This is a genomic window from Helicobacter cetorum MIT 99-5656, assembly GCF_000259275.1.
GTDB lineage: Bacteria > Campylobacterota > Campylobacteria > Campylobacterales > Helicobacteraceae > Helicobacter > Helicobacter cetorum.
In genome coordinates, this window is record NC_017735.1 from 136,551 (window position 1) to 158,356 (window position 21,806).

Here is a 21,806-nt window from a genome sequence, read left to right on the forward strand (position 1 = left end):
ATTTTTAGGGGGTTTGTAAGATTTCTTCCAACTCTTTAGAGCTTTTTTCAAAAGGTTGTAAGGCGTTTTCATCTTGCATTAAAAATTGCTCCATTAAAGCCTTTTTATTAATTGCTTCATCAAGTTCTCTATCATTTCCCATTTGGTAAGAACCGATACGAATGAGCATTTCATTTTCTTTCAATAACGCATACAAACGGCGGAATTTTCTCGCATTTAGGTTTTGAGACTCGCTTGTTATGTCTCTAGCTACCCTTGATGCGGAGTTTAGAATATTGATAGGCGGATAGATACCATAATCAGTTAGCTCCCTACTTAGGACAATATGCCCATCTAAAATACTTCTAGCTTGGTCAGCGATAGGGTCGCTTAAATCATCGCCCTCTACTAGCACGCTAAAAAAGGCGGTGATACTTCCCTTGCCCTCTTCTTTGCCAGCTCTTTCCATAAGCTGGGGTAATAATGAAAGTGCCGATGGGGGGTAGCCTTTGGAAGTGGGCGGTTCGCCTAAGGACAGACCGATTTCTCTTTGAGCCATAGCAAAACGAGTAACTGAATCCATCATAAATAACACATCTAGCCCTTGATTTTTAAAATACTCCGCCACGCTCATCGCACAAAACGCCCCATATTTTCGCATTAAAGGGCTATCATCGCTTGTGGCGACAATTAGCACGCAAGAGCTTAAATCCCCTTTGAGATTCTTTTCTATAAATTCAGGTATTTCTCTACCCCTTTCGCCTATTAGAGCAATCACTTTAATTTGTGCTGAACAACCCCTAGTAATCATGCCCATTAAAGTGGATTTACCCACCCCAGAACCTGCAAAAATACCTAGTTTTTGCCCCTTACCACAAGTTAAAAGCCCATCAATGCTCTTTACCCCTACACTAAAAACCTCATCAATCAAGCCTCTTTTTAAGGGGGCAATAGGGCTTGTAATCACAGGGGCTAGGCTCTCATAATCTAATGCCCCCTTATTATCAATGGCTTGTCCTAAAGGGTTTAGCACTCTTCCTAAAAGATTACGACCCACAGGAAAAGTCAGCCCCTCTTTTAAAAACAGCACTTTATCGCCAGCTCTAGTGCCTTCTATAAAACTAAAGGGCGTGAAACCAAATTGCTCTTTTTCTACCACTACGACCATTCCCACACATTCTGTGCCATCGCTTTTTTCAATCTTAACCACATCGCCCACTGATGGGTTAAAACCATTCGCATAAACGATATTTGGCATGATTTTTTTCACACTCCCATAACGGGGCGATAAATCAAAATTTTGATTCAAGCGGTTTTTAAGCGATTTTAGGGGCATTTAAAACTCTTTAGTGAATAACACTTCAGTAATTTGGCGCACATTCTTAACTTTATTCACATGGATAATGACATCAATCGCACTCTTAAAATACGCTTGCATCAAATCCTTATCTAAAGAATGCGAATAACGCATGCCTAAATTCAATGAAAGAGCTTCTAAAGTTTTTTTGGCACTACTTGCATGAATGGTTGAGAGCATGCCCTTATGCCCCGTGTTTCCTAAACGCAAAAATAACGCCGCATTTCTTGTGTCAATCTCGCCTACAATGAGCCTATCAGGGTTTAGTCGCATAGCCATATTCAGGGCATCTTCATAATTAAAGCACCCATTTTCTTGCTTACCCACTAAAAGCCCTATAGAATTTTCAAACGCCTTTAAATCTAGCTCTTGACTATCTTCAACGCTCACAATTCTTTCATTTTTATCCACGCCATTTAAAAGAGCGTTTAGTAAGCTTGTTTTCCCACTTGAAGTCTCTCCACTAATGAGAATATTATGCCCCTTTAATGCTAAGTCTTTTAAGCTCTCTTTATCGCTTGTTTTAAAAGTAAAATCATCTAAATTTAAAGGTTTGAGTTGTGGCACACGGATATTAAGCGTAATTTGATTGTTAGTGGTAATGCTAAAATGATTCGCACTCACTCTATAGCGTGTAAAAGGAATAGAGCAATTAAGCGTAGGATGAAATTCATCAAAAAATAACCCCCTAAAACTTGCTAACTGCTCACAAAATCTCAGTAAAAATTCCTTGCTAAAAAGTTCAGCTTTGATTTTTTCTCGTGTGTTATTGACTTTATAAAGCCAAAGTTCTTGTTCGTTATTGATAATAAGTTCTGTAATGCCACTTTCTAAAAAAGGCGTAAAATGAGCGATTAGGGCTTGTAAAACTCTATGGGTTTGTAAAGTTTGCAAAGCCCTATTCCCTTATTGCTGTTCTTGTAAGACTTGCTCGCAACGCTTACAAGGGGTATTTTCTAACTCACTTTTAAAACGCCAACATCTTGGGCATTTAAAAGATGGGGCTTTAAAAAGCACAAATTTTTGGTTTTGGCTTAATTTTTCTTTAGCCATATTTTCTTTGGATTGCCCCACAAAGCTTACCATAAGCAATTCTTCTACTAAGTTTTCATTGAGCGTTTTGTCTTTAACTTCAATGCCACATTCTAGTGAATTTTTAATTACGCCTTCTTTTTTCAATTTGTCTAATTCTTCACTAAAGACAGAACGCAATTCTAAGATTTCTTTAAAATCTTGCTTTTTTAGTTCTTTAATGCGAAGTTTTTCTAAAACCTTAATATCTTTTAAGTCAAACACATCTCTAGCTTCTAAAAACGCACGAAGCACTTCGCTATGTTCTAAGACTTCTTCAATCGTGTGCGTTAAAATCGGAGCTAGAAAATAGCACAACCTACTAGCTACAGCGAGCAAAACCATTTGAATGGCTCGGCGTTTTTCATTGTCTATGCTATCACAATACAAGCTATCCTTACAAGCATCTAAATAAATCCCACTCAATTCATTAGTAACAAACGCCATTAAAATATTCAAGCCCTTAACAAAATCATGCTCTTCAAACGCACGATTAACTTCATCGCTCATGCTCTCTAAATTCTCTAATAAGAAACTATCTAAAGAGCTAAAAGTATGGGGGCGTTCTAAATCTTTAAGTGTCATATCGCTAAAATTAGCGAGCAAGAATTTTAAGGTGTTGCGGAATTTCTTATAATGTTGCTCAGTTTGGGCAAAAAAGGTTTGAGAGACTCTTAAATCGTTTTGATAGTCATTAAACGCCACCCATAAACGCACAATATCGCTCCCATGCTTTTTGAGTAAGCTATCTAAGGACACGACATTGCCCTTAGATTTACTCATCTTTTCGCCCTTTTCATCTACAATAAAGCCATGCGTAATGACCTTTTTAAAAGGGGCGATATTATTTAAAATACAGCCTAGTAAGAGCGAGCTTTGAAACCACCCCCTATGCTGGTCGCTCCCTTCTAAAACAACATCGCTAGGACTTTGCCCCTTTGTCCCCTTATAGTCTTCTAAAACCGCCTTAAAGGTACTAGCACTATCAAACCACACATCTAAAATATGCATGACTTTTTCATAGTGTTTGGCATCATCTTTATGACTAGGGGGCAACAAATCCACTACGCTATATTCCCACCATACATCACAACCCTTTTCTTCAAAAAGCTCTGCTACATGCTCTAGGATTTCTGTTTCAAAACAAGGCTTATTCGTGCGTTTGTCTATAAAAAAAGCTAATGGCACACCCCATTTTCTTTGCCTACTCAAGCACCAGTCAGGGCGATTCTCTATCATGGTTTTTAGGCGGTTTTTCCCACTAGATGGCACAAATTCCACTTTCTCAATCGCATTTAAAGCCACTTCTCTTAAAGTTTTTTTAGAGCCATCATTTTGAATAAAAGGCTCATCCATTAGAATAAACCATTGCGTCGTTGCTCTATAAATCACAGGCTTGTGCGTTCTCCAACAATGCGGATAGGAATGCTCAATTTCTTGTTCTAATAAGAGCGAATCGCCTAGTTGCTTGATAACATCTCTTTGAGCTTCAAAAACATGCCGACCCACATAGGCATGGCTTTGGCTACCAAACAATTTCTTTTCAATCACGCTTTCATCATAGCAACCCTTTTCATCTACAGGCATAAGAAATTCTATCTTATGGGCTTTAAAATCTCCTTCATAGTCTAACCACAACCTATAATCATCTTCGCCATGTCCAGGGGCAGTATGGACTGCCCCTGTGCCATCTTCTAAACTTACATGTTTGCCTAAAACAACTAAAGATTTCCTTTGATTGAGAGGATTTAGTGCTACCAGCTCTAAGTCTTCTAGTGTTAGCTCCTTTGCGGCATATTCTCTTGAGTCAAATTCAGCTGGATTTCTACTTGACATAAATTCATGCGCAATCTCACTATCTACCACTTTTAAAGCGACTAACTTCTCATGCAAGGCTTTTGCAACGATATAACCCTTTTTGGTAAGCACATAAATGGTGTCTTTTTTTAGAGCAATGCCAACATTCGCACACAAAGTCCAAGGCGTGGTCGTCCAAATCACTAAATGTGCCTTACTAACCCCTAGTTTTTCTAAACTCTCATCATTTAAGCTAAATGCCACAAACACTGAAGGCGATTTTTTCATCTTATATTCCACTTCAGCTTCAGCTAACGCACTCTCACACGCATAACTCCAATAAATGGGCTTATGGCGTTCTTTTAAAAGCCCTTTTTTAGCCACTTCTACTAAGGCTTTATAAATGCTTGCTTCAAATTTAAAATCCATCGTTTTATAAGGCTCTTCAAAAGCCCCTAAAACGCCTAATTGCAAAAACTCATTCTTTTGGATTTCTAAAAATTTCTTAGCATGCTCTCTACATTTTTCTCTAAAAAGCGTGGGGTTATCTAGGCTTGTTTTTTCTTTTTCTAATTGCTCTAAAATCTGTTGCTCAATGGGTAAGCCATGGCAATCCCAGCCGGGCGTATAATAAACTTTCTTCCCCTTAAAATACTCTCTTTTAACCACAATATCTTTTAAAATTTTATTGAGTGCATGCCCTAAATGCAAATGTCCATTCGCATAAGGTGGGCCATCATGCAAAGTGAAACTTCCATGATTGCTCTTTCTTTCTTGCATGCGTTTAAACGCCTTTTGTTCTTGCCATTTGGCATAAGTCTTAGGCTCATTAACGCTTAAATTCCCTTTCATAGAAAAGGTGGTCGCATTTAGATTTAGGGTATTTTTGTATTCTTTCATTTAATTATCCTTATTGTTTTGTGGCGTTTTTAGATTCTATGTAAAGGTGCGTGTCTTTTCTAGGCACATTTTTTAAAGTAGGCACTTGTAAAATAATGTATTCTTCTACCCCTTTTAAATAGTGCAAACTAATAATATCGCCCACTTTTACTTCCTTGCTAGGTTTAGTGCAACTACCATTAAGTTGCACAGCCTTTTCATTACACATATCTGTCGCTAAAACACGCCTTTTAACCAAACCCACTGATTGTAAAAATTTGTCTATTCGCATGCGTTTATTTTACCTTATTCTTTAACTTTTTACTCATAACTTATGGTGGTTTTAGTTTTAGCATGTTAGCATTTAGCAACCACTCTTTTTAAGGAATTTGTTTGAAATTTTATGTTGTGTTTGTGAGTTTGTTAGCCACCCTTTTATTAACATCTTGTTTGCCCCCTAAAGGCCATCGTCCAAGCTTAGTGAGTGTTTTTATCGCCCATCAAGGACAAAGTGTACGCACCTACTGGCGAAAGATTGATAGAGAGGTTGTTGCTAAACATAACGCCCTACTTAAAGAAAATCAAAAAGCAAAGCTCAAAGACCCTAGGGGACGCCTATTTGCATTAGGGCGCAATCATCTATTGCCCTTATGGAAAAATAGCTCTGCTTTGGCTAAGCTTCAGACTTTCAAACTAGAATCCGGATTCTACTACTTGGATTCATTTAGTATCCACACTTCAGAAGGCATGTTGCAAAGCTCTCCGGGTTATCCACACTTAAGAAATGGCTATGACTTCAAAAACAACCGCCCCTTTTTCCTAGCTTTTGAAGTCAAGCCTAATAGCAATATAACGCTTCCTAGCGTAGAATTGAGTTTGATTAGAACTTCTAAAGGCTTTTTAGGGGTATTTTTGTTTAACAATAATGAAAAAGGAGCTAATACGCAATGGATTGAGGGGAGCTTGAATCAAGAACTTAAAAATATTTCCTTAAAAGATACATGGGAATTAAAACAATAGACCATTAAAGCCTTTTTTAAAAAAGCTTTAAAACCGATACACATAATCCGCACTCCATGTAACATAACTCTCAAAAAATCCTCTAGGGATTTTTACTTGCATAACTCTTACACTCTCACAAGTCTTTGGCTTTTTCTTAAAGCAACTTGGAGCATCGCCATGCATACTTGCACTGAGTTCTAGCGTGTGGTGTTTATCACCCATTCTCAAACCTAACGAGCCATAGCCTTGAAATTGTGCGACCTGATTACGATAATTTCCAAGATACCCTGCTATAACACTCTCACCCCCTAGCCCAGCCCCTATGAAATAACCGACAAATAATTTATCGTTTTCATAAACATTGTGCAAAAAATCTATGAAAAAACTATAAGTTGACACACCTACAGCAGAACCATTAAAAGAAGTGGAAGTGCCTTTTATGGGCATAACAAACGCTTCGCCAAAATTTTGACCGTTGCCAAATAAAGCAGAAAGAATACCCTTACTAGGAACAATTCTTTCGTATTCGTATCGGTATTTTGCTTTTTCAATATAATTACCATATCTAGAAGCGTATAAAAAACCACCCCTAACCCCAAAACCCATTTTTTTAACTCTAACAGGGGCTATATATTGATAACCCACTTTAAAATTAAAGCCGTTTAAGATGGTGCTAGGATTTTTTCTTTCTAAGAATATTTGAGTTTCATAAGTCGGAATATATTTAGTCCAAACCAAACTATCCCTATAAGCGAAATTCCACGAATACATCCCACTATACCCAAGTCCAGCAAAAAGACCGCTTCTATCCACTCTTTTATGTTTAGGATTGATTTCTTGTTTGGCTAAAACTTCTTTAACTTTCTTTTCAATGAGTTCATTAAGCTTACTTTCATCTAAAGCATGGCTAAGGTTAAAACCTAGCATAGAGCATAAGACTATTTTAAAAAATTTCTTACTTGACTTTAAAATAATGGGGGGGGGGGGTAAATGCATATCTTTTTCCTTGTTTAAAAAATGATTTGAATATGCTAACACACTCAAGCTTAAATCAAGAAATCTTGTGTGCGTTGTTTAAACTATTAGATAAAAAAATCGCTTTTGTTTCAATAAGCGTTGATTTTAAAAATGATTAGAAAAAATCAAATCTATATTCTAAAAATATCTAAAATAATATAACGGCGTTTTTAGTTTATTTTAAATGCATACTTTAATTTTTTAAAACTAAAAACGACATTTTGAAGTAAAAATGAAATAAAGAATTAAAAAACTAGAGACAACCTTAAATAAGTTGCCCCTAGCTACACGGATATTACTCGTGGTGTCCGTGATGTCCGTGGCAACAACCTTCTTCGTGATGCTCGCCGTGATGTTTGCCATCATGACAGCAATTCTCTTCGTGATGAGAGCTGTGGTGATGGTGATGGTGTTCGCCACCGTGATAGTGATGGTGGTGTGTGTGGCTGTGATGATGATGGTGTTCACCATGATGTTCTTTATGACCTGACATGATGTCTCCTTTAATTGAAGTTTAAATCTAGCTTTCTTGCTAGGACTTTATTCTACAACACAAAAATCAATATTTTGTTAATCAATGTATTTTTGTGATTATTTTTTAAAAATACACACCAAAGCACAAAAATCTCAGAACCATCATATTATAAAATATAATGTTCTCAAAACTTCATCATTAGCAAAGCCCTTATTAAAATCTTTCAGTTTGAGTGAAAAAAGCTATAATTACTTGTCTTAATTTTTAAGGTATAATACTAGGAATTTAGAAATACTTATGGTAGTAGCTAAGAAGTCTTTAGGACAGCATTTTTTGATTGATGAGTCGTTTTTAGACCAAATTGTAGAGGCTTTGCCCCCCTTAGATGGGGTTAAGCTCGTAGAAATTGGAGTTGGTTTGGGCGATTTGACTCTTAAATTGCTAGATTTGTATGCCCTAAAGACTTATGAAGTGGATAGTAGCTTGTGTGAGAAAATGCAAGCAAGGTTAAAAACGCAAAAAAAGCCTTTTGAGTTAGAATTAATAGAGCAAGATGCGCTTTTTTTAAACGAGCAAGAGCCTTATTTTTTGGTTTCTAATTTGCCTTATTACATCGCTACTAGGCTTGTATTAAACGCTCTTAAAGACCCTAAATGTAGGGGTTTATTAGTGATGACACAAAAAGAAGTGGCGTTGAAATTTTGTGCTAAAGATTCACAAAACGCCTTAAGTGTTTTAGCGGATGCTGTAGGGAATGCCACTCTTTTATTTGATGTGCCACCTAGTGCGTTTAATCCACCGCCAAAGGTGTTCTCTAGCGTGTTTAGGGTCGTTAAAGACCCTTTCAAAGAGAAGGCATTAGTTCATTTAGCACCGACTCAATCGCCTTTTGAAGAAGCCCTAAAAAAAGGGTTTGAAACATTAGAAGATTTTTTGAAAGCTTGTTTCATAGCTCCTAGAAAGACGCTTTCAAACAATCTTAAAAAAAGCGTCTCTTACAGAGAAAAGCTTTCTAAGGTGTTAGAATTTTTAGAATTAGAAAATCAACCAACAAGCGTGAGAGCGTCTGAGATAAAAGACTATCTCAAGCTCTTAGAGTATGTTTTAAAAGGCTAAGTCCTTTTAAAAAATTTATGTGAAGGAATATACAAGTAATGACTAATAACGACAATAATTATGAAAATAATAACGAAAACACAAAAGCTAATTATGAGCCACGAGTAGGGGCGTTTGAGCGATTCACTAACCGCAAGAAGCGTTTTAATAAGGAAAATACCGAGAACAAAAACGAGACGCATCCAAATAGCAAAAAAGAACGCTACCCTAGCAAAAGAACGACTAACCCTAATTACAACAAACCTAAAAACGCCCCACAAAAAACAAGAAATTACGCCAAAGAAGAGCTAGATAAAAACAAAGTAGAGGGTGTAACAGAGATTTTACATGTGAATGAAAGAGGAACTTTAGGCTTTCACAAAGAACTAAAAAAAGGCGTTGAGACGAATAATAAAATCCAAGTGGAGCATTTAAACCCGCATTATAAGATGAATTTAAACTCTAAAGCAAGCGTTAAAATCACGCCTTTAGGAGGTTTAGGCGAGATTGGGGGCAATATGATGGTCATTGAAACCCCAAAAAGTGCCATTGTGATTGATGTGGGCATGAGCTTTCCTAAAGAAGGGCTATTTGGTGTGGATATTTTAATCCCAGATTTTTCTTATTTACACCAAATCAAGGACAAAATCGCTGGTATTATCATCACCCATGCCCATGAAGACCACATAGGAGCAACGCCTTATTTATTCAAAGAATTACAATTCCCCCTCTATGGCACACCCTTAAGTTTGGGTCTTATTGGAAGCAAGTTTGATGAACATGGTTTGAAAAAATACCGCTCGTATTTTAAAATCATTGAAAAACGCTGTCCCATTAGCATTGGCGAATTTATCATTGAATGGATTCATATCACGCACTCTATCATTGATAGTAGTGCATTAGCCATTCAAACTAAAGCGGGCACAATTATTCATACCGGCGATTTTAAGATTGACCACACCCCAGTAGATAACTTACCCACTGATTTGTATCGCCTAGCTCATTATGGTGAAAAAGGGGTCATGCTTTTATTAAGTGATTCTACTAACTCTCATAAAGCCGGCACCACACCTAGTGAAAGCACCATAGCCCCTACCTTTGACGCCCTTTTTAAAGAAGCGCAAGGCAGAGTGATTATGAGCACTTTCTCTAGTAATATTCACAGAGTGTATCAAGCCATACAATATGGCATTAAATACAACCGAAAAATCGCCGTAATTGGTCGCTCTATGGAAAAAAACCTAGACATTGCTAGAGAGTTAGGCTATATCCATTTGCCCTATCAGTCCTTTATTGAGGCTAATGAAGTAGCGCAATACCCCGATAATGAAGTCTTAATCGTAACCACTGGCTCACAAGGTGAGACTATGAGTGCACTCTATCGCATGGCCACTGATGAACACCGCCATATTTCTATCAAACCAAGCGATTTAATCATTATTTCAGCTAAAGCCATTCCCGGAAATGAGGCGAGTGTCTCAGCAGTATTGAATTTCTTAATGAAAAAAGAAGCCAAAGTAGCTTACCAAGAGTTTAATAATATCCATGTAAGTGGGCATGCCGCTCAAGAAGAACAAAAGCTTATGTTAAGACTCATTAAGCCCAAGTTTTTCTTGCCTGTGCATGGGGAGTATAACCATGTCGCACGCCACAAACAAACTGCTATAACTTGTGGAGTGCCTGAAAAAAATATTTATTTAATGGAAGATGGCGACCAAGTAGAAGTAAGCCCTAATTTCATTAGAAAAGTCGGCACGATTAAGAGCGGAAAAAGCTATATTGACAATCAAAGTAGCCTAAGCATTGATACTAATATCGTGCAACAAAGAGAAGAAGTCGCCAGTGTTGGGGCGTTTTTTGCCACACTTTTTGTAAATAAAAATAAACAAGCTCTTTTAGAAAGCTCTCAATTTTCTAGCCTAGGACTTGTAAGCTTTAAAGATGAAAAGAACTTGGTTAAAGAAATTCAAGGGGGCTTAGAGATGCTTTTAAAATCTAGCAATGCTGAAGTGTTTAGCCATTCTAAGAAATTAGAAGATTGTGTGCGTAATTTCATTAGAAAATCGTTGTTTAAAAAGTTTAGAAAATACCCAGCCATCATTTGTCATGTCCACGCGTCTTAATTTTAATGCTATCGCTACTCAAGTTCTAAGAGATGAAGCGAACGCACTTTTAGAGAGCGTTAAGCAATTTCAAACTTCTAATGATTTAGAAAAGATTGTCAAGCTTATTTTGGAGAGCCAAGAAAAGGGGGGCAAGCTTGTTGTTGTAGGCGTAGGCAAAAGTGCCTTAGTCGCTCAAAAAATCGTAGCCTCCATGCTAAGCACCGGCAATAAAAGTGCTTTTTTACACCCAACAGAGGCTATGCATGGGGATTTGGGCTTGGTGGATAAAAACGATATTATTCTAATGATTAGCTATGGGGGGGAATCTCAAGAATTATTAAGTGTTTTTTCTCACCTAAAACGCTTGAGTTATAAAATCATCACCATGACTAAAAGCCCTACTAGCTCACTCTCTAAATTAGGCGATTATTATTTGAGCTTGAAAATTGACAAAGAGGCTTGCCCTATTAACACCGCCCCAACAACTTCTACCACACTCACCCTTGCACTAGGCGATGCCTTAATGGCATGTTTAATGCAAGCTAAGAACTTTAGCAAAGAAGATTTTGCGTCCTTTCATCCGGGTGGGCTTTTAGGTAAAAAGCTTTTTGTAAAGGTCAAAGATTTATTACAAACCACCAATCTTCCTTTAATAACGCCCAACACAAGCTTTAAAAACGCGCTCATAGAAATGAGTGAAAAACGCTTAGGCAGTGCGATTTTAGTCAATGAAAATAACGAGCTTATAGGGGTATTAAGCGATGGCGATGTGCGTAGGGCGTTATTAAAGGGGCTTAGTTTAGATAGCGAAGTCAAGCATTTTGCCACTCTAAAACCTAAAAGCTTTAACCATTTAGACGCCCTTATTTTAGAGGCATTAGAATTTTTAGAACACCATAAAATCCAGCTTTTAGTGTGCGTAGATACTCAAAATAAAGTTTTAGGGGTCTTACACTTACACCAACTTTTAGAATTAGGGTTATCTAATGAAACCTAGCATATATGATTTTACTTTAGATGAATTAAGCCAACTTTTAAAACCAAGTTTTAGGGCTAAACAACTCTATTTGTGGCTCTATGCGAAGTATAAAACAAGCTTTAAGGACATGCAAAATAATTTTTCAAAAGATTTTATCGCTTATTTGGAGCAAGAATTTGTTTTGCGCACCATAGAAATCACGCATGTTAGTAAGAGCATTGATGGTTCTAAAAAATATCTTTTTAAGTCTTTAATAGATGGTCATACTTTTGAAGCCGTGCTTTTAAAGATGAAAGATAAAAAGATTGATGAAGAGAGTGGCGTAATACTAGAAGGGGAAAAATACACCGTATGCGTGTCTTGTCAAGTAGGCTGTCAAGTAGGCTGTGCATTTTGTTTCACTCAAAAAGGCGGTTTTGCAAGAAACTTAAAAGCGAGTGAAATTATCCAACAAGCCTTACTCATTAAAGAAGACAATAACTTACCTATTGAAAAAGCGCTTAACATTGTCTTTATGGGAATGGGCGAACCTTTGAATAACTTAGATGAAGTGTGTAAAGCGATTAAGATTTTTAATCACGGCTTACAAATTTCACCTAAAAGAATCACGATTTCAACCAGTGGCGTAGCCGATAAAATTCCTGTCTTAGCGAGCAAGAATCTAGGCGTGCAATTAGCCATATCCTTACACGCTGTAGATGATAAAACCCGCTCATCTTTAATGCCTTTGAATAAAAAATACAATATTGAATGCGTTTTAAATGAAGTAAGACAATGGCCTTTAGAACAACGCAAACGAGTGATGTTTGAATACCTTCTAATCAAAGACTTAAACGATAGTTTGGATTGCGCTAAAAAACTTTTGAAACTTTTAAATGGCATTAAATCTAAAGTGAATTTGATTTTATTCAATCCACACGCTGGCTCTAAGTTCCAACGCCCTAGTATAGAGAGCGCTAGAATTTTTGCAGATTTTTTAAACTCTAAAGGATTATTATGCACCATTAGAGAATCCAAAGCCCTAGATATTGAAGCAGCTTGTGGGCAATTAAGAGAGAAAAAACTTCATCATTTGCCCCAAAGTTAGTTCCTGTGCATCAAAAGTTATAAACGCTTAAAGAATTTTGTAAAACTTAAAAACACGCTGGAGCTATGATAATTATCTATCAGTTTGACATGTTCATAAGGCGTGTGTAAAACTTGATTGATAAGTGGAATTTTTGCCCCCAAAATCCAAAGCGAATTATCATGTCTAATTCTTAGTCCAAAAGTCAAATCCATATTAAAATCATTTAACATCTTATTAGAACTTTGAAAAGTATAAAGATTGGCCACCCCTAAAAGTCCAGCAAAAAGACCATAAGCACGAATAATTGCACGCTTTTCATAAAGTTTTATATCGCTATAAAAATTAAAAATGACATTTTCGCCTATACCAAAACGATATTGATTGAGCGAAGATAGACCATAAGTTTTGTAGCGTCCTGTATAATTATAGCGATAACCAAACTCAGCATAGGTGCTAAACCCTATGAAAGGATTCACATATTTTTGATAACCAAACTGAGTGTGCAAACCCAAAGAGTAGGTATTGGCTTTTAGGTTTTGCGTAGAAAAGCTTATGGGACTAGAACCCTTAGACAAGGAAGAATAATGATTGTTTGGAGTAAAGTTTGTAGGAGATATAAGATTGGGCAATGCAGTAGGTTGCGTATTGAATTTTGGGGGATTAGGAAAATTTGTAGGCGTTTTTAAGGTTATAGGGTTAAAATTGGGTATTGCATAAGTTTGTGGCCCTTTATGCTGTAATTGAGCAAGTTGTGAAGTTAAGGGCGTAAGCTCGGAATTGACACTTGATAAAATTTCATTCCCTTGTGCTTGCAAGGGGGCAACAATCTTTTTTATCTCTTCTTGCGAAAAATATAGCACGCCTAAATAATACGAATTGCTCCAACTATTGTATTCACAAAAACTTGCTTGATACCCACCCCAAAGACTAGGCACAGGAAGTTGTCCATGCCTATTAGCACAATATTTCTCTAATTGTGAACTTTTTACCCCCATAGCCCAAAAAGGGTCTTCTGGATTAGAAAAAACATTTAGCATATAAGGAATCATTTTTGTGGTGTAGTTATTCAAAAGAGTGTCAAAGTCATTAAAAGCGTTATGGTCTAAGGCTACTTGAAGCAATTCATAAAGCATAGAGTGTTTAAAGTTGCCTACAAAATTAGGATTGCCTATGCCATACTTATCTAAAAAGTTGAAAGCATCATGGATTTCTTTTTCATAAGTAGCGTTTGGCACACCATTAGTCCCTTGACCTCCCCCAACAACATTAGGGGCTTGGATAATCACCTTAGTGCCTAACTGACCGATATTAAACAGAGTGTTCCACACTTGTTCTACAGAAATATCTAAAGATTTATCCCAAGTAGGTTTAGGCACGCTGAACTTTCCGCAAGTTCCTCCATCAGACCCTTCTCCAAACAAAAGAAGCAACGCGCATGACCTACCATTATTGATGAGAGCAATATTGTTTAAATCATTGCCAAATTTCTTACCCACCATAAGTTGTTCCCAATTTTGATGGAACTCTTTAGCAAAATTTTGACTGATGGTAACCACTTCATTTAAGACTTGTTGCTTTAAATTTAAGGCTTCTTTGGAAAGATTATCTAACTTGGTATCAAATGCTTTAACAATGGAATTGTTTTTATCCTTTAAAAGCACGATTTTATCTTGCAAACTTTCTTGCATCATACCTATATTTTTATTTATATCCAAAAGTGCTTGATAAATGCGTGGAGCATCCATTAAGCTAATAGAATTAATATTAAAGTCTAAGGGGGGTGTTGTGTCGGCAACACCTAAATTCTTAGAAATCAAGGCGATTTGTTCACTCAAATACTGATAGACTACAACGCCCTGAGCCAAAAGAACGCTATGGTCAATATTAGCTTGATTGTATTTGTCGTAAAAATCACGCACCTTTATGCGTGCTTGAGCAATCAATTCAGCGTTTTGCTTTTCATAATAAGCAACTTTTTCATTCAAATAGGCTTGGTATTGTTCTAATCCCTCTTGTGAGTGGCCAACAAGCATGTTTTCAAAACGAGCGAAAAAATCATTTTCTTTGTTTTGATGTGTGGATAATTGTGCGACTTCTTTAGCAAACCTTAAAAGAATTTCTTTGGTTTGTGCTTGATTATTCCGCAAGCGTGCGATTGCATTTGCATAAGCTTGCTTTTTGAGTTGCGAAACCATCTCTGCATGCGAGTTACCTGTTGTTTGAATTATTTTAGTTATATTGAGATTATCCGAAACAGAAGAGCTAATCATAGCACCACCACCTGCTTCCATACCAAAGCTTACAAACACCCCATCCAAAGCCCCTTTTAAAAGAGGTGCATAATCTACTGGAATAGCATAAGCATAATAAAATACAAGCCCTACAAGACATAAAATTTTATTCATTTAAGGACCCTTTAACAAAACCAACTCTCCATACGCCTATGCCAAACATTAACTTCTACCATTCTAACAAAAAAGTTTTAATGTCTGCCAACGCATGATTAAAGATTGTTTTGTCGTTTTTAATTATCTACGATTACCTTTTTGCATAAATGCTCTGTCTTTAAGGCAAATTGTGAATGCCCTAGCATAGGGAGTGCTAGATTTTTTTGCAGACTTTTTAAACCCTAAAGGGTTATTATGTACCATTAGAGAATCCAAAACCCTAGATATTGAAGTGGCTTGTAGGCAATTAAGGGAGAGCTTAGCAAGTAGTATTTATTATAACTTAAAAAAAACTAAAATATTTTAATATCTTTAAGTATAAGAGAGTAAATATTGAGAGTGAAATCAAATGATTTTAATAAGCACTGGAGCTTATTCTCTCTTATACCAATCTATATAAAACGCACAAATAAGCACTCAAATATTCATTAGAGAATATATATATTGGCACCTATTGAGATTTTTAAATCTACTAAAATTAACTTAGGGAACATCAATTCTTCTCTCTAAAATCCTTATAAGCTCTACCATAAAGCAAACCTTTTGCTCTTTGTAAAATCTCTCAACCAATTTTAGAACGAGACAAACAACTTTCTTAAACAAATATGGCAAAAAAGAAAAATACTCTATTCTTAAAAACATCACTTAATAACACTGTGGATTAACAGCTGTTTTTCCTATAATATCCTAAGCTTGTGATTTTAACTTCACCCCTAGAAACAAGATATACATTTTAATTGCTACCAATATAGATGTTCAAATACTCTGCATAGCTAAACGCTAAGTCACAATAATTCATACTAAAAATTTTATAAATATTCTTACATTTTCTAATAGAGATTATTGGTTGGTTTCAAAAAACCAATTCTACATTCTAGTTAATAGCTATAGGATTCAAAATTTTTTTAAAAAATAATTAATACGCTCTACCATAGAATAGCCAATAACCCTCCATGACAAACCTTTTTAATTCTCCCATTTAGCATGTAGCATTCTTTTGTAATAATACATAAGATTGTCTAAAGATACATATTTTTATCTTAAATCTATACTTTCTCTATCATACAGAGATTATTCGCTAAGCGTTTTATACAAGCCATCTTAAACAAAAGTTTCTACAACAAATACCTGCTAGTGTTTGCAATTTCTTTTTAAAAACATCGGCAATTTTCTTTTTTTAAATACAAACTTGCTTTTGTTGGAGTTCGTAGCTTTTTGGGAGATTTTAATCTTTTTTATGCTTGTTTACTCTCTTTAACCAACTTTAACAAGCTATCATATAGGGCGATTTGAAACCCTTCTTTTTAAATTAATTTTTGCTTTTCTTTTTCATTTGGCACTCCTTCTTTTTCATTTTTTTGAAAGTTGCCAATAGATTCTTTCTTATTTTTGGCATTCACTTTTGTTGCTCCTCCCCCATCTCGTCAAACAGATTTTGTGCAAATCATCATTTTGTTTTTTGAAACTCTTTTTGCTACATTGGCACTTTCTGCTAACATATTACTACAAGCTTCTTGCATTTTTTTGCTCTTTCTTATACTCACTTGCCATTTGTAAGTATCCCTAAGCCATTGCATTATTCAAAGAAATCTCTTTGAATAAAAAATTTGCTATTTTACTTTCTTTGAGTTAATTCAAAAGTATTTTTATTGTGGCTTACTCATCCTCTTCTCAACAAAAAACTCCCCCTAACAAGCAAATTAGAAAACAATAGAAAAATAAAAAATAGCTAAGATAGAAAGCAAATACAACCAAAATATTTTACCGATAAACCGACAAATACCAAATAATCATAGGTTATAAGCAAAATGAAAAGATGAGATGAGTAGAGATAATCTTTCAAAACTAAGCAAAAAGAAGTTCTTCTTTTAGGTAATACTCTAATGGCTTTTAATAAGCGAATATTAAAAGCTCTTCTCTAGAAAGGAGGTGATCCAACCGCAGGTTCACCTACGGTTACCTTGTTACGACTTCACCCCAGTCGCTGTGTGTGCCGTGGGCAGTAGCTAGTTTAGCATCCTGACTTAAGGCAAACACAACTCCCATGGTGTGACGGGCGGTGAGTACAAGACCCGGGAACGTATTCACCGTGACATGGCTGATTCACGATTACTAGCGATTCCAGCTTCATGCAGGCGAGTTGCAGCCTGCAATCCGAACTGAGAGATGTTTTTGAGATTTGCTCCACTTCGCAGTATTGCTTCTCTTTGTACACCCCATTGTAGCACGTGTGTAGCCCTAGGCGTAAGGGCCATGATGACTTGACGTCGTCCCCACCTTCCTCCTCCTTACGGAGGCAGTATCCTTAGAGTTCTCAGCATAACCTGTTAGCAACTAAGAAAGGGGGTTGCGCTCGTTGCGGGACTTAACCCAACATCTCACGACACGAGCTGACGACAGCCGTGCAGCACCTGTTTTCAAGGTCTAGCAAGCTAGACACTCCACTATTTCTAGCAGATTCCTTCAATGTCAAGCCTAGGTAAGGTTCTTCGTGTATCTTCGAATTAAACCACATGCTCCACCGCTTGTGCGGGTCCCCGTCTATTCCTTTGAGTTTTAATCTTGCGACCGTACTCCCCAGGCGGGATGCTTAATGCGTTAGCTGCATTACTGGAGAGACTAAGCTCCCCAACAACTAGCATCCATCGTTTAGGGCGTGGACTACCAGGGTATCTAATCCTGTTTGCTCCCCACGCTTTCGCGCAATCAGCGTCAGTTATGTTCCAGCAGGTCGCCTTCGCAATGAGTATTCCTCTTGATCTCTACGGATTTTACCCCTACACCAAGAATTCCACCTACCTCTCCCACACTCTAGAATAGCAGTTTCAAATGCAGTTCTATGGTTAAGCCATAGGATTTCACATCTGACTTACTATCCCGCCTACGCGCTCTTTACGCCCAGTGATTCCGAGTAACGCTTGCACCCTCCGTATTACCGCGGCTGCTGGCACGGAGTTAGCCGGTGCTTATTCGTTAGATACCGTCATTATCTTCTCTAACAAAAGGAGTTTACAATCCTAAAACCTTCATCCTCCACGCGGCGTTGCTGCTTCAGGCTTGCGCCCATTGAGCAATATTCCCTACTGCTGCCTCCCGTAGGAGTCTGGACCGTGTCTCAGTTCCAGTGTGTCCGTTCACCCTCTCAGGCCGGATACCCGTCATAGCCTTGGTAAGCCATTACCTTACCAACAAGCTGATAGGACATAGGCTGATCTCTTAGCGATAAATCTTTCCCCCGTAGGGAGTATCTGGTATTAATCATCGTTTCCAATGGCTATCCCAAACTAAGAGGCACATAACCTATGCGTTACTCACCCGTGCGCCACTAATCCACTTCTAGCAAGCTAGAAGCTTCATCGTTCGACTTGCATGTATTAGGCACGCCGCCAGCGTTCACTCTGAGCCAGGATCAAACTCTCCATAAAAAGTGTTTGTCCTAAAGCTCTTTCTATTTTAAATGCGTATCACAAGAACTCGTTTTAATAATAAAACGGGTTGTGTTCTTAAGTATTACAACAATACAAAAAAGAAAGAAACTTTTTAAAATTAAAGGTTTAACAAAATGCTAACCCAAGTAAAATATTTTTCAATTATTAGAACCGTCTATTGAGAAGTGGAAGCTATAACCCTTCCAAACTCCCAAATAATCCGACTCTTAAATTTAGAATATCCCTTTTAAAAAGAACTTCTTAAATTTTGCTTAGTTTTCAAAGATCGTTTGCTTTAATAAGCTATCCTTGTGTTAAAAGACTTTTTTAAAAGCTCTTGCTGAAACAAGGAAGTGAAAGTATAGCTATACAAAGCTTAAGGTTTGCTTAAAGTATAAAGATTTTCTGGTTAAGTAAGTTAAAATTTTGGAGCGATTAGGTTTTGAGAAATTTAAAACCCACCAAAAACACGCACACACTCCCTAATAATATACCATTAAGCACTAGTTCACCCCCATTTTCAAGGATTATTCCCACACTCAAACTAGCCATTAAGTTCGCTCCAAAAATTGCTATAGCATTTAACTCTTGTAATTTGACTTGGTTTTTGGACTGAATGCTGTTAAACAAGAAAGTTCCCCCATTAAAACTCAACGACCATGCAATGCCTACAAAAATGAGCGATACTAAAAAGCCCCAAAAATCTTGGCTCATTAGAGCTACAATGCCAGCGATACCATAAAAAATCATGCCTATCACAATAAGTCTAAAAGGATTGAGTTTTTTAACTAAAAATGCAAGCAATAAGCTTGGAGCATACATGGCTATAAAATGCCACATCAAAACATTTTTGATTTCTTGTGGTTCATAATGTGCCATGCTTAAAGGCAGAGCGTTCATCATTAAAATCATTAAAGAAAAGCCCACAGCACATGATAAGGTAGCCCTTAAAAAATGGGGTTCTTTCAAGCATTCTAGTAGTGTTGCTTTTATCTTTGGCTTAGGGGGTAAGGGCATTAATTCTAAAAACATAGTGCATAAGAAATTCAAAGCACACAAGATTAAAACAAAAATGAATGAACCCACAAAAGGGGTATGCATAAGATGGAGTCCAAAATGAGCTAAATTAGGACCTAAAACGCCCCCTAGTATGCCACCCCCTACAATTAAAGCGCTCGCTTTGTAAGCATGATTTTGATTAGCATTTTTTAAAGCTTCATTAACTAAAAAGCGGTAAAAGCCATTTAGGGCTGTGAAAAACCCAAGCAAAAAGGTGGCTAAACAAAAGAGCCAAAAAGAGCCTTGAAATAAAGCAAGAATGGCTAACAACGCCCCACAAACCCCTACAAAAGCGCTCCACAAAAAAGCCTTTTTTCTGCCCAACTTGTAGATGATATTAGAAGAAAAAAATACCGCTATAAAAGCTCCACAAAGCGTTAGAGAGACAGCTAGAGTGCTGAAATTAAGCACAAAAGCACCCGCATGTTTATTGAGCTGTTCTACAAACCACTTCCCTGCTAAAGGGCTAGAAAAGGTTAATAAACTAATCACTGCCCCATTAAACCCCTGAGACAGAAAAAGTAGGAAGATGTTTTTGTTAAACATAAACACTGCCCCCAAACGCAACTCATAAATAGCCTAAAAGATACGCTCTTTTTTTAAATCATTCAAAAACTGCGTAATATTTTCTTTAGGAATAATCAATAGAGTTTGTTGATTTTCTAAGGTGCTACTAGCAATTCCTATAAACTCTCCCACATCACTAAAATAAGGTCTTCCCCCCCATAATAAGCTCCCTTTCTTAAAGGAACTTTTGGGCAAGAAAAATTTTTTGGATTCCAAAAGTTCAGATACGGAAATGTCCGTAGTCTGTATAGAAAAAGAATTTTCATCATCAAGTGCAGGGTAGTAAAGCTCCGAATTTGATACTTCCTTGTTTGAATAAGAGCTTAGATAGAAAGTTTGAGCATACTTGGTGTAAATCCTAGCGTGGTAGTAGCTTTCTTCTCTTTTATGGCAATAGTCATCTCTAAAATCTGAAGTTTTTAAAAGCGAAAGCCCTTTACTTCTATCAATCGTCTCAAGACGCAAGCTCGCTACACAAATAAGTTCTTTAGTGCTGTCATCTTGCATTTTGGCTAAAATCATCTTAGGATACAACCCATTAGAGTAAAGTGTCTCAGAAGAGGCGATATAATGCCCATTCTCTAGTAGAGTTGCATAACCTTGCTTGTAAGTTCCATCGCTGAAATACACTTTCAATAATGCAACAGAATAAATCCACTTAGGAAGCGTCAAGTCTATAGGGGGGTCATTTCTAATGATTTCAATAGGATAAAATCCTTGTATGTAAGGGTCAATACCAACTTCTTTAGCACTCATTACACTTGGCATACCCAACAAAAACAACGCCTTACAACAACCAACTACTAATCTTGTCTTTTTTCTCAAATCCATTAAGTTAACACCAAACAACTATCATTAAAGCTAGTAATTTTTCAAAAACAACTCAAGCCACTATCGGCTAAAATACCACTTGTTTTAATTTACTGCTATAATACGCACTTGAAATATAGCCAAAAACACCATGTAAAAAGGATTTATTAGGATTATGGACTCTATCAAAACTTACGATATTAAAGAAGAAGAACTTGCTAAGTGTGCTTACGCTACCCTAAAAACAAATCAAGGCAGTTTGACATTAGAGCTTTTTTACAAAGATGCACCCCAGGCGGTGAGCAATTTTATAACTTTGGCTAAAGAAGGCTTTTATAATGGTCTTAGCTTCCATCGTGTGATTGCAGGCTTTGTAGCTCAAGGGGGCTGTCCTTATGGCACAGGCACAGGCGGTCCTGGACATCGCATTAAATGTGAAGTAGCTAATAACCCGCACAAGCATAAGCGGGGTTCTCTCTCTATGGCGCATGCTGGAAGAGACACTGGGGGAAGTCAATTTTTCTTGTGCTTTGTGGATTTACCCCATTTAGATGGCGAGCATACCGTCTTTGGCAAAATCATCAATACAGAAGGTCTTGCCGTTCTAGATAAAATCAAGCAAGGCGATATTATAGAGGGCGTTACCTTTGATTCTTCTCTATAAGGCGAG

General features: G+C 37.0%; 15 protein-coding genes and 1 rRNA gene. 7 read left to right on the forward strand and 9 right to left on the reverse strand.

All coding sequences use genetic code 11. The features are described 5' to 3' along the window. Window positions 1-4: 4 nt before the first annotated feature. The 4 genes from fliI to HCD_RS00725 are packed head-to-tail and all read right to left on the reverse strand — an operon-like array spanning window position 5 to window position 5,375. Window positions 5-1,315 carry a flagellar protein export ATPase FliI gene (gene fliI / locus HCD_RS00710; RefSeq protein ID WP_014658700.1) on the reverse strand — a complete coding sequence of 437 codons (1,311 nt, stop codon included), beginning with the start codon at window positions 1,313-1,315 and terminating at the stop codon, window positions 5-7. Continuing rightward, window positions 1,316-2,230, reverse strand: coding sequence for a CpaF/VirB11 family protein (locus HCD_RS00715; RefSeq protein WP_014658701.1), 915 nt, complete (start codon window positions 2,228-2,230; stop codon window positions 1,316-1,318). It abuts the gene before it with no gap. Between the two features lie 12 nt (window positions 2,231-2,242). After that, window positions 2,243-5,104, reverse strand: coding sequence for an isoleucine--tRNA ligase (gene ileS / locus HCD_RS00720; protein WP_014658702.1), 2,862 nt, complete (start codon window positions 5,102-5,104; stop codon window positions 2,243-2,245). Window positions 5,105-5,114: 10 nt separating this feature from the next. Further along, on the reverse strand, window positions 5,115-5,375 hold the full coding sequence (locus HCD_RS00725; RefSeq protein ID WP_014658703.1) for an RNA-binding S4 domain-containing protein: 261 nt from the start codon (window positions 5,373-5,375) through the stop codon (window positions 5,115-5,117). Between the two features lie 101 nt (window positions 5,376-5,476). On the opposite strand from HCD_RS00725, the gene HCD_RS00730 reads away from it, so the two are divergent. Beyond that, window positions 5,477-6,103, forward strand: a complete 627-nt coding sequence (locus tag HCD_RS00730) for a hypothetical protein (protein WP_014658704.1) — start codon at window positions 5,477-5,479, stop codon at window positions 6,101-6,103. 27 nt (window positions 6,104-6,130) lie between these two features. Here HCD_RS00730 and HCD_RS00735 read toward each other — a convergent pair whose 3' ends face one another. Further along, window positions 6,131-7,081, reverse strand: coding sequence for an outer membrane beta-barrel protein (locus tag HCD_RS00735; RefSeq protein WP_014658705.1), 951 nt, complete (start codon window positions 7,079-7,081; stop codon window positions 6,131-6,133). A gap of 334 nt (window positions 7,082-7,415) precedes the next feature. Between HCD_RS00735 and HCD_RS09270 the strand changes: the two genes are divergently transcribed. From HCD_RS09270 to rlmN, 5 genes are all read left to right on the forward strand, one after another. Then, on the forward strand, window positions 7,416-7,592 hold the full coding sequence (locus HCD_RS09270; RefSeq protein WP_158308543.1) for a hypothetical protein: 177 nt from the start codon (window positions 7,416-7,418) through the stop codon (window positions 7,590-7,592). Between the two features lie 282 nt (window positions 7,593-7,874). After that, complete coding sequence (rsmA, locus tag HCD_RS00745; protein ID WP_014658707.1) at window positions 7,875-8,693, forward strand: 16S rRNA (adenine(1518)-N(6)/adenine(1519)-N(6))-dimethyltransferase RsmA; 819 nt, start codon at window positions 7,875-7,877, stop codon at window positions 8,691-8,693. A gap of 38 nt (window positions 8,694-8,731) precedes the next feature. Beyond that, window positions 8,732-10,795: a ribonuclease J gene (locus HCD_RS00750; protein WP_014658708.1), complete on the forward strand. Its 2,064-nt coding sequence runs from the start codon at window positions 8,732-8,734 to the stop codon at window positions 10,793-10,795. Next, window positions 10,779-11,774 carry a KpsF/GutQ family sugar-phosphate isomerase gene (locus tag HCD_RS00755; protein ID WP_014658709.1) on the forward strand — a complete coding sequence of 332 codons (996 nt, stop codon included), beginning with the start codon at window positions 10,779-10,781 and terminating at the stop codon, window positions 11,772-11,774. Before HCD_RS00750 ends, HCD_RS00755 begins: the two co-directional genes overlap by 17 nt. After that, window positions 11,764-12,843, forward strand: coding sequence for a dual-specificity RNA methyltransferase RlmN (rlmN, locus tag HCD_RS00760; RefSeq protein ID WP_014658710.1), 1,080 nt, complete (start codon window positions 11,764-11,766; stop codon window positions 12,841-12,843). Before HCD_RS00755 ends, rlmN begins: the two co-directional genes overlap by 11 nt. A 17-nt stretch (window positions 12,844-12,860) precedes the next feature. Here the strand turns inward: rlmN and HCD_RS00765 are convergent, their stop codons facing one another. From HCD_RS00765 to HCD_RS00780, 4 genes are all read right to left on the reverse strand, one after another. Next, window positions 12,861-15,230, reverse strand: a complete 2,370-nt coding sequence (locus HCD_RS00765) for an outer membrane beta-barrel protein (protein WP_014658711.1) — start codon at window positions 15,228-15,230, stop codon at window positions 12,861-12,863. 1,964 nt (window positions 15,231-17,194) lie between these two features. Then, window positions 17,195-18,697: ribosomal RNA gene (locus tag HCD_RS00770) — 16S ribosomal RNA — on the reverse strand. Window positions 18,698-19,135: 438 nt separating this feature from the next. After that, complete coding sequence (locus HCD_RS00775) at window positions 19,136-20,305, reverse strand: MFS transporter (RefSeq protein WP_144005829.1); 1,170 nt, start codon at window positions 20,303-20,305, stop codon at window positions 19,136-19,138. A 33-nt stretch (window positions 20,306-20,338) separates the two neighbouring features. Continuing rightward, window positions 20,339-21,157: a hypothetical protein gene (locus tag HCD_RS00780; protein ID WP_081482772.1), complete on the reverse strand. Its 819-nt coding sequence runs from the start codon at window positions 21,155-21,157 to the stop codon at window positions 20,339-20,341. 154 nt (window positions 21,158-21,311) lie between these two features. Between HCD_RS00780 and HCD_RS00785 the strand changes: the two genes are divergently transcribed. Further along, complete coding sequence (locus HCD_RS00785; RefSeq protein ID WP_014658715.1) at window positions 21,312-21,800, forward strand: peptidylprolyl isomerase; 489 nt, start codon at window positions 21,312-21,314, stop codon at window positions 21,798-21,800. Window positions 21,801-21,806: the final 6 nt, after the last annotated feature.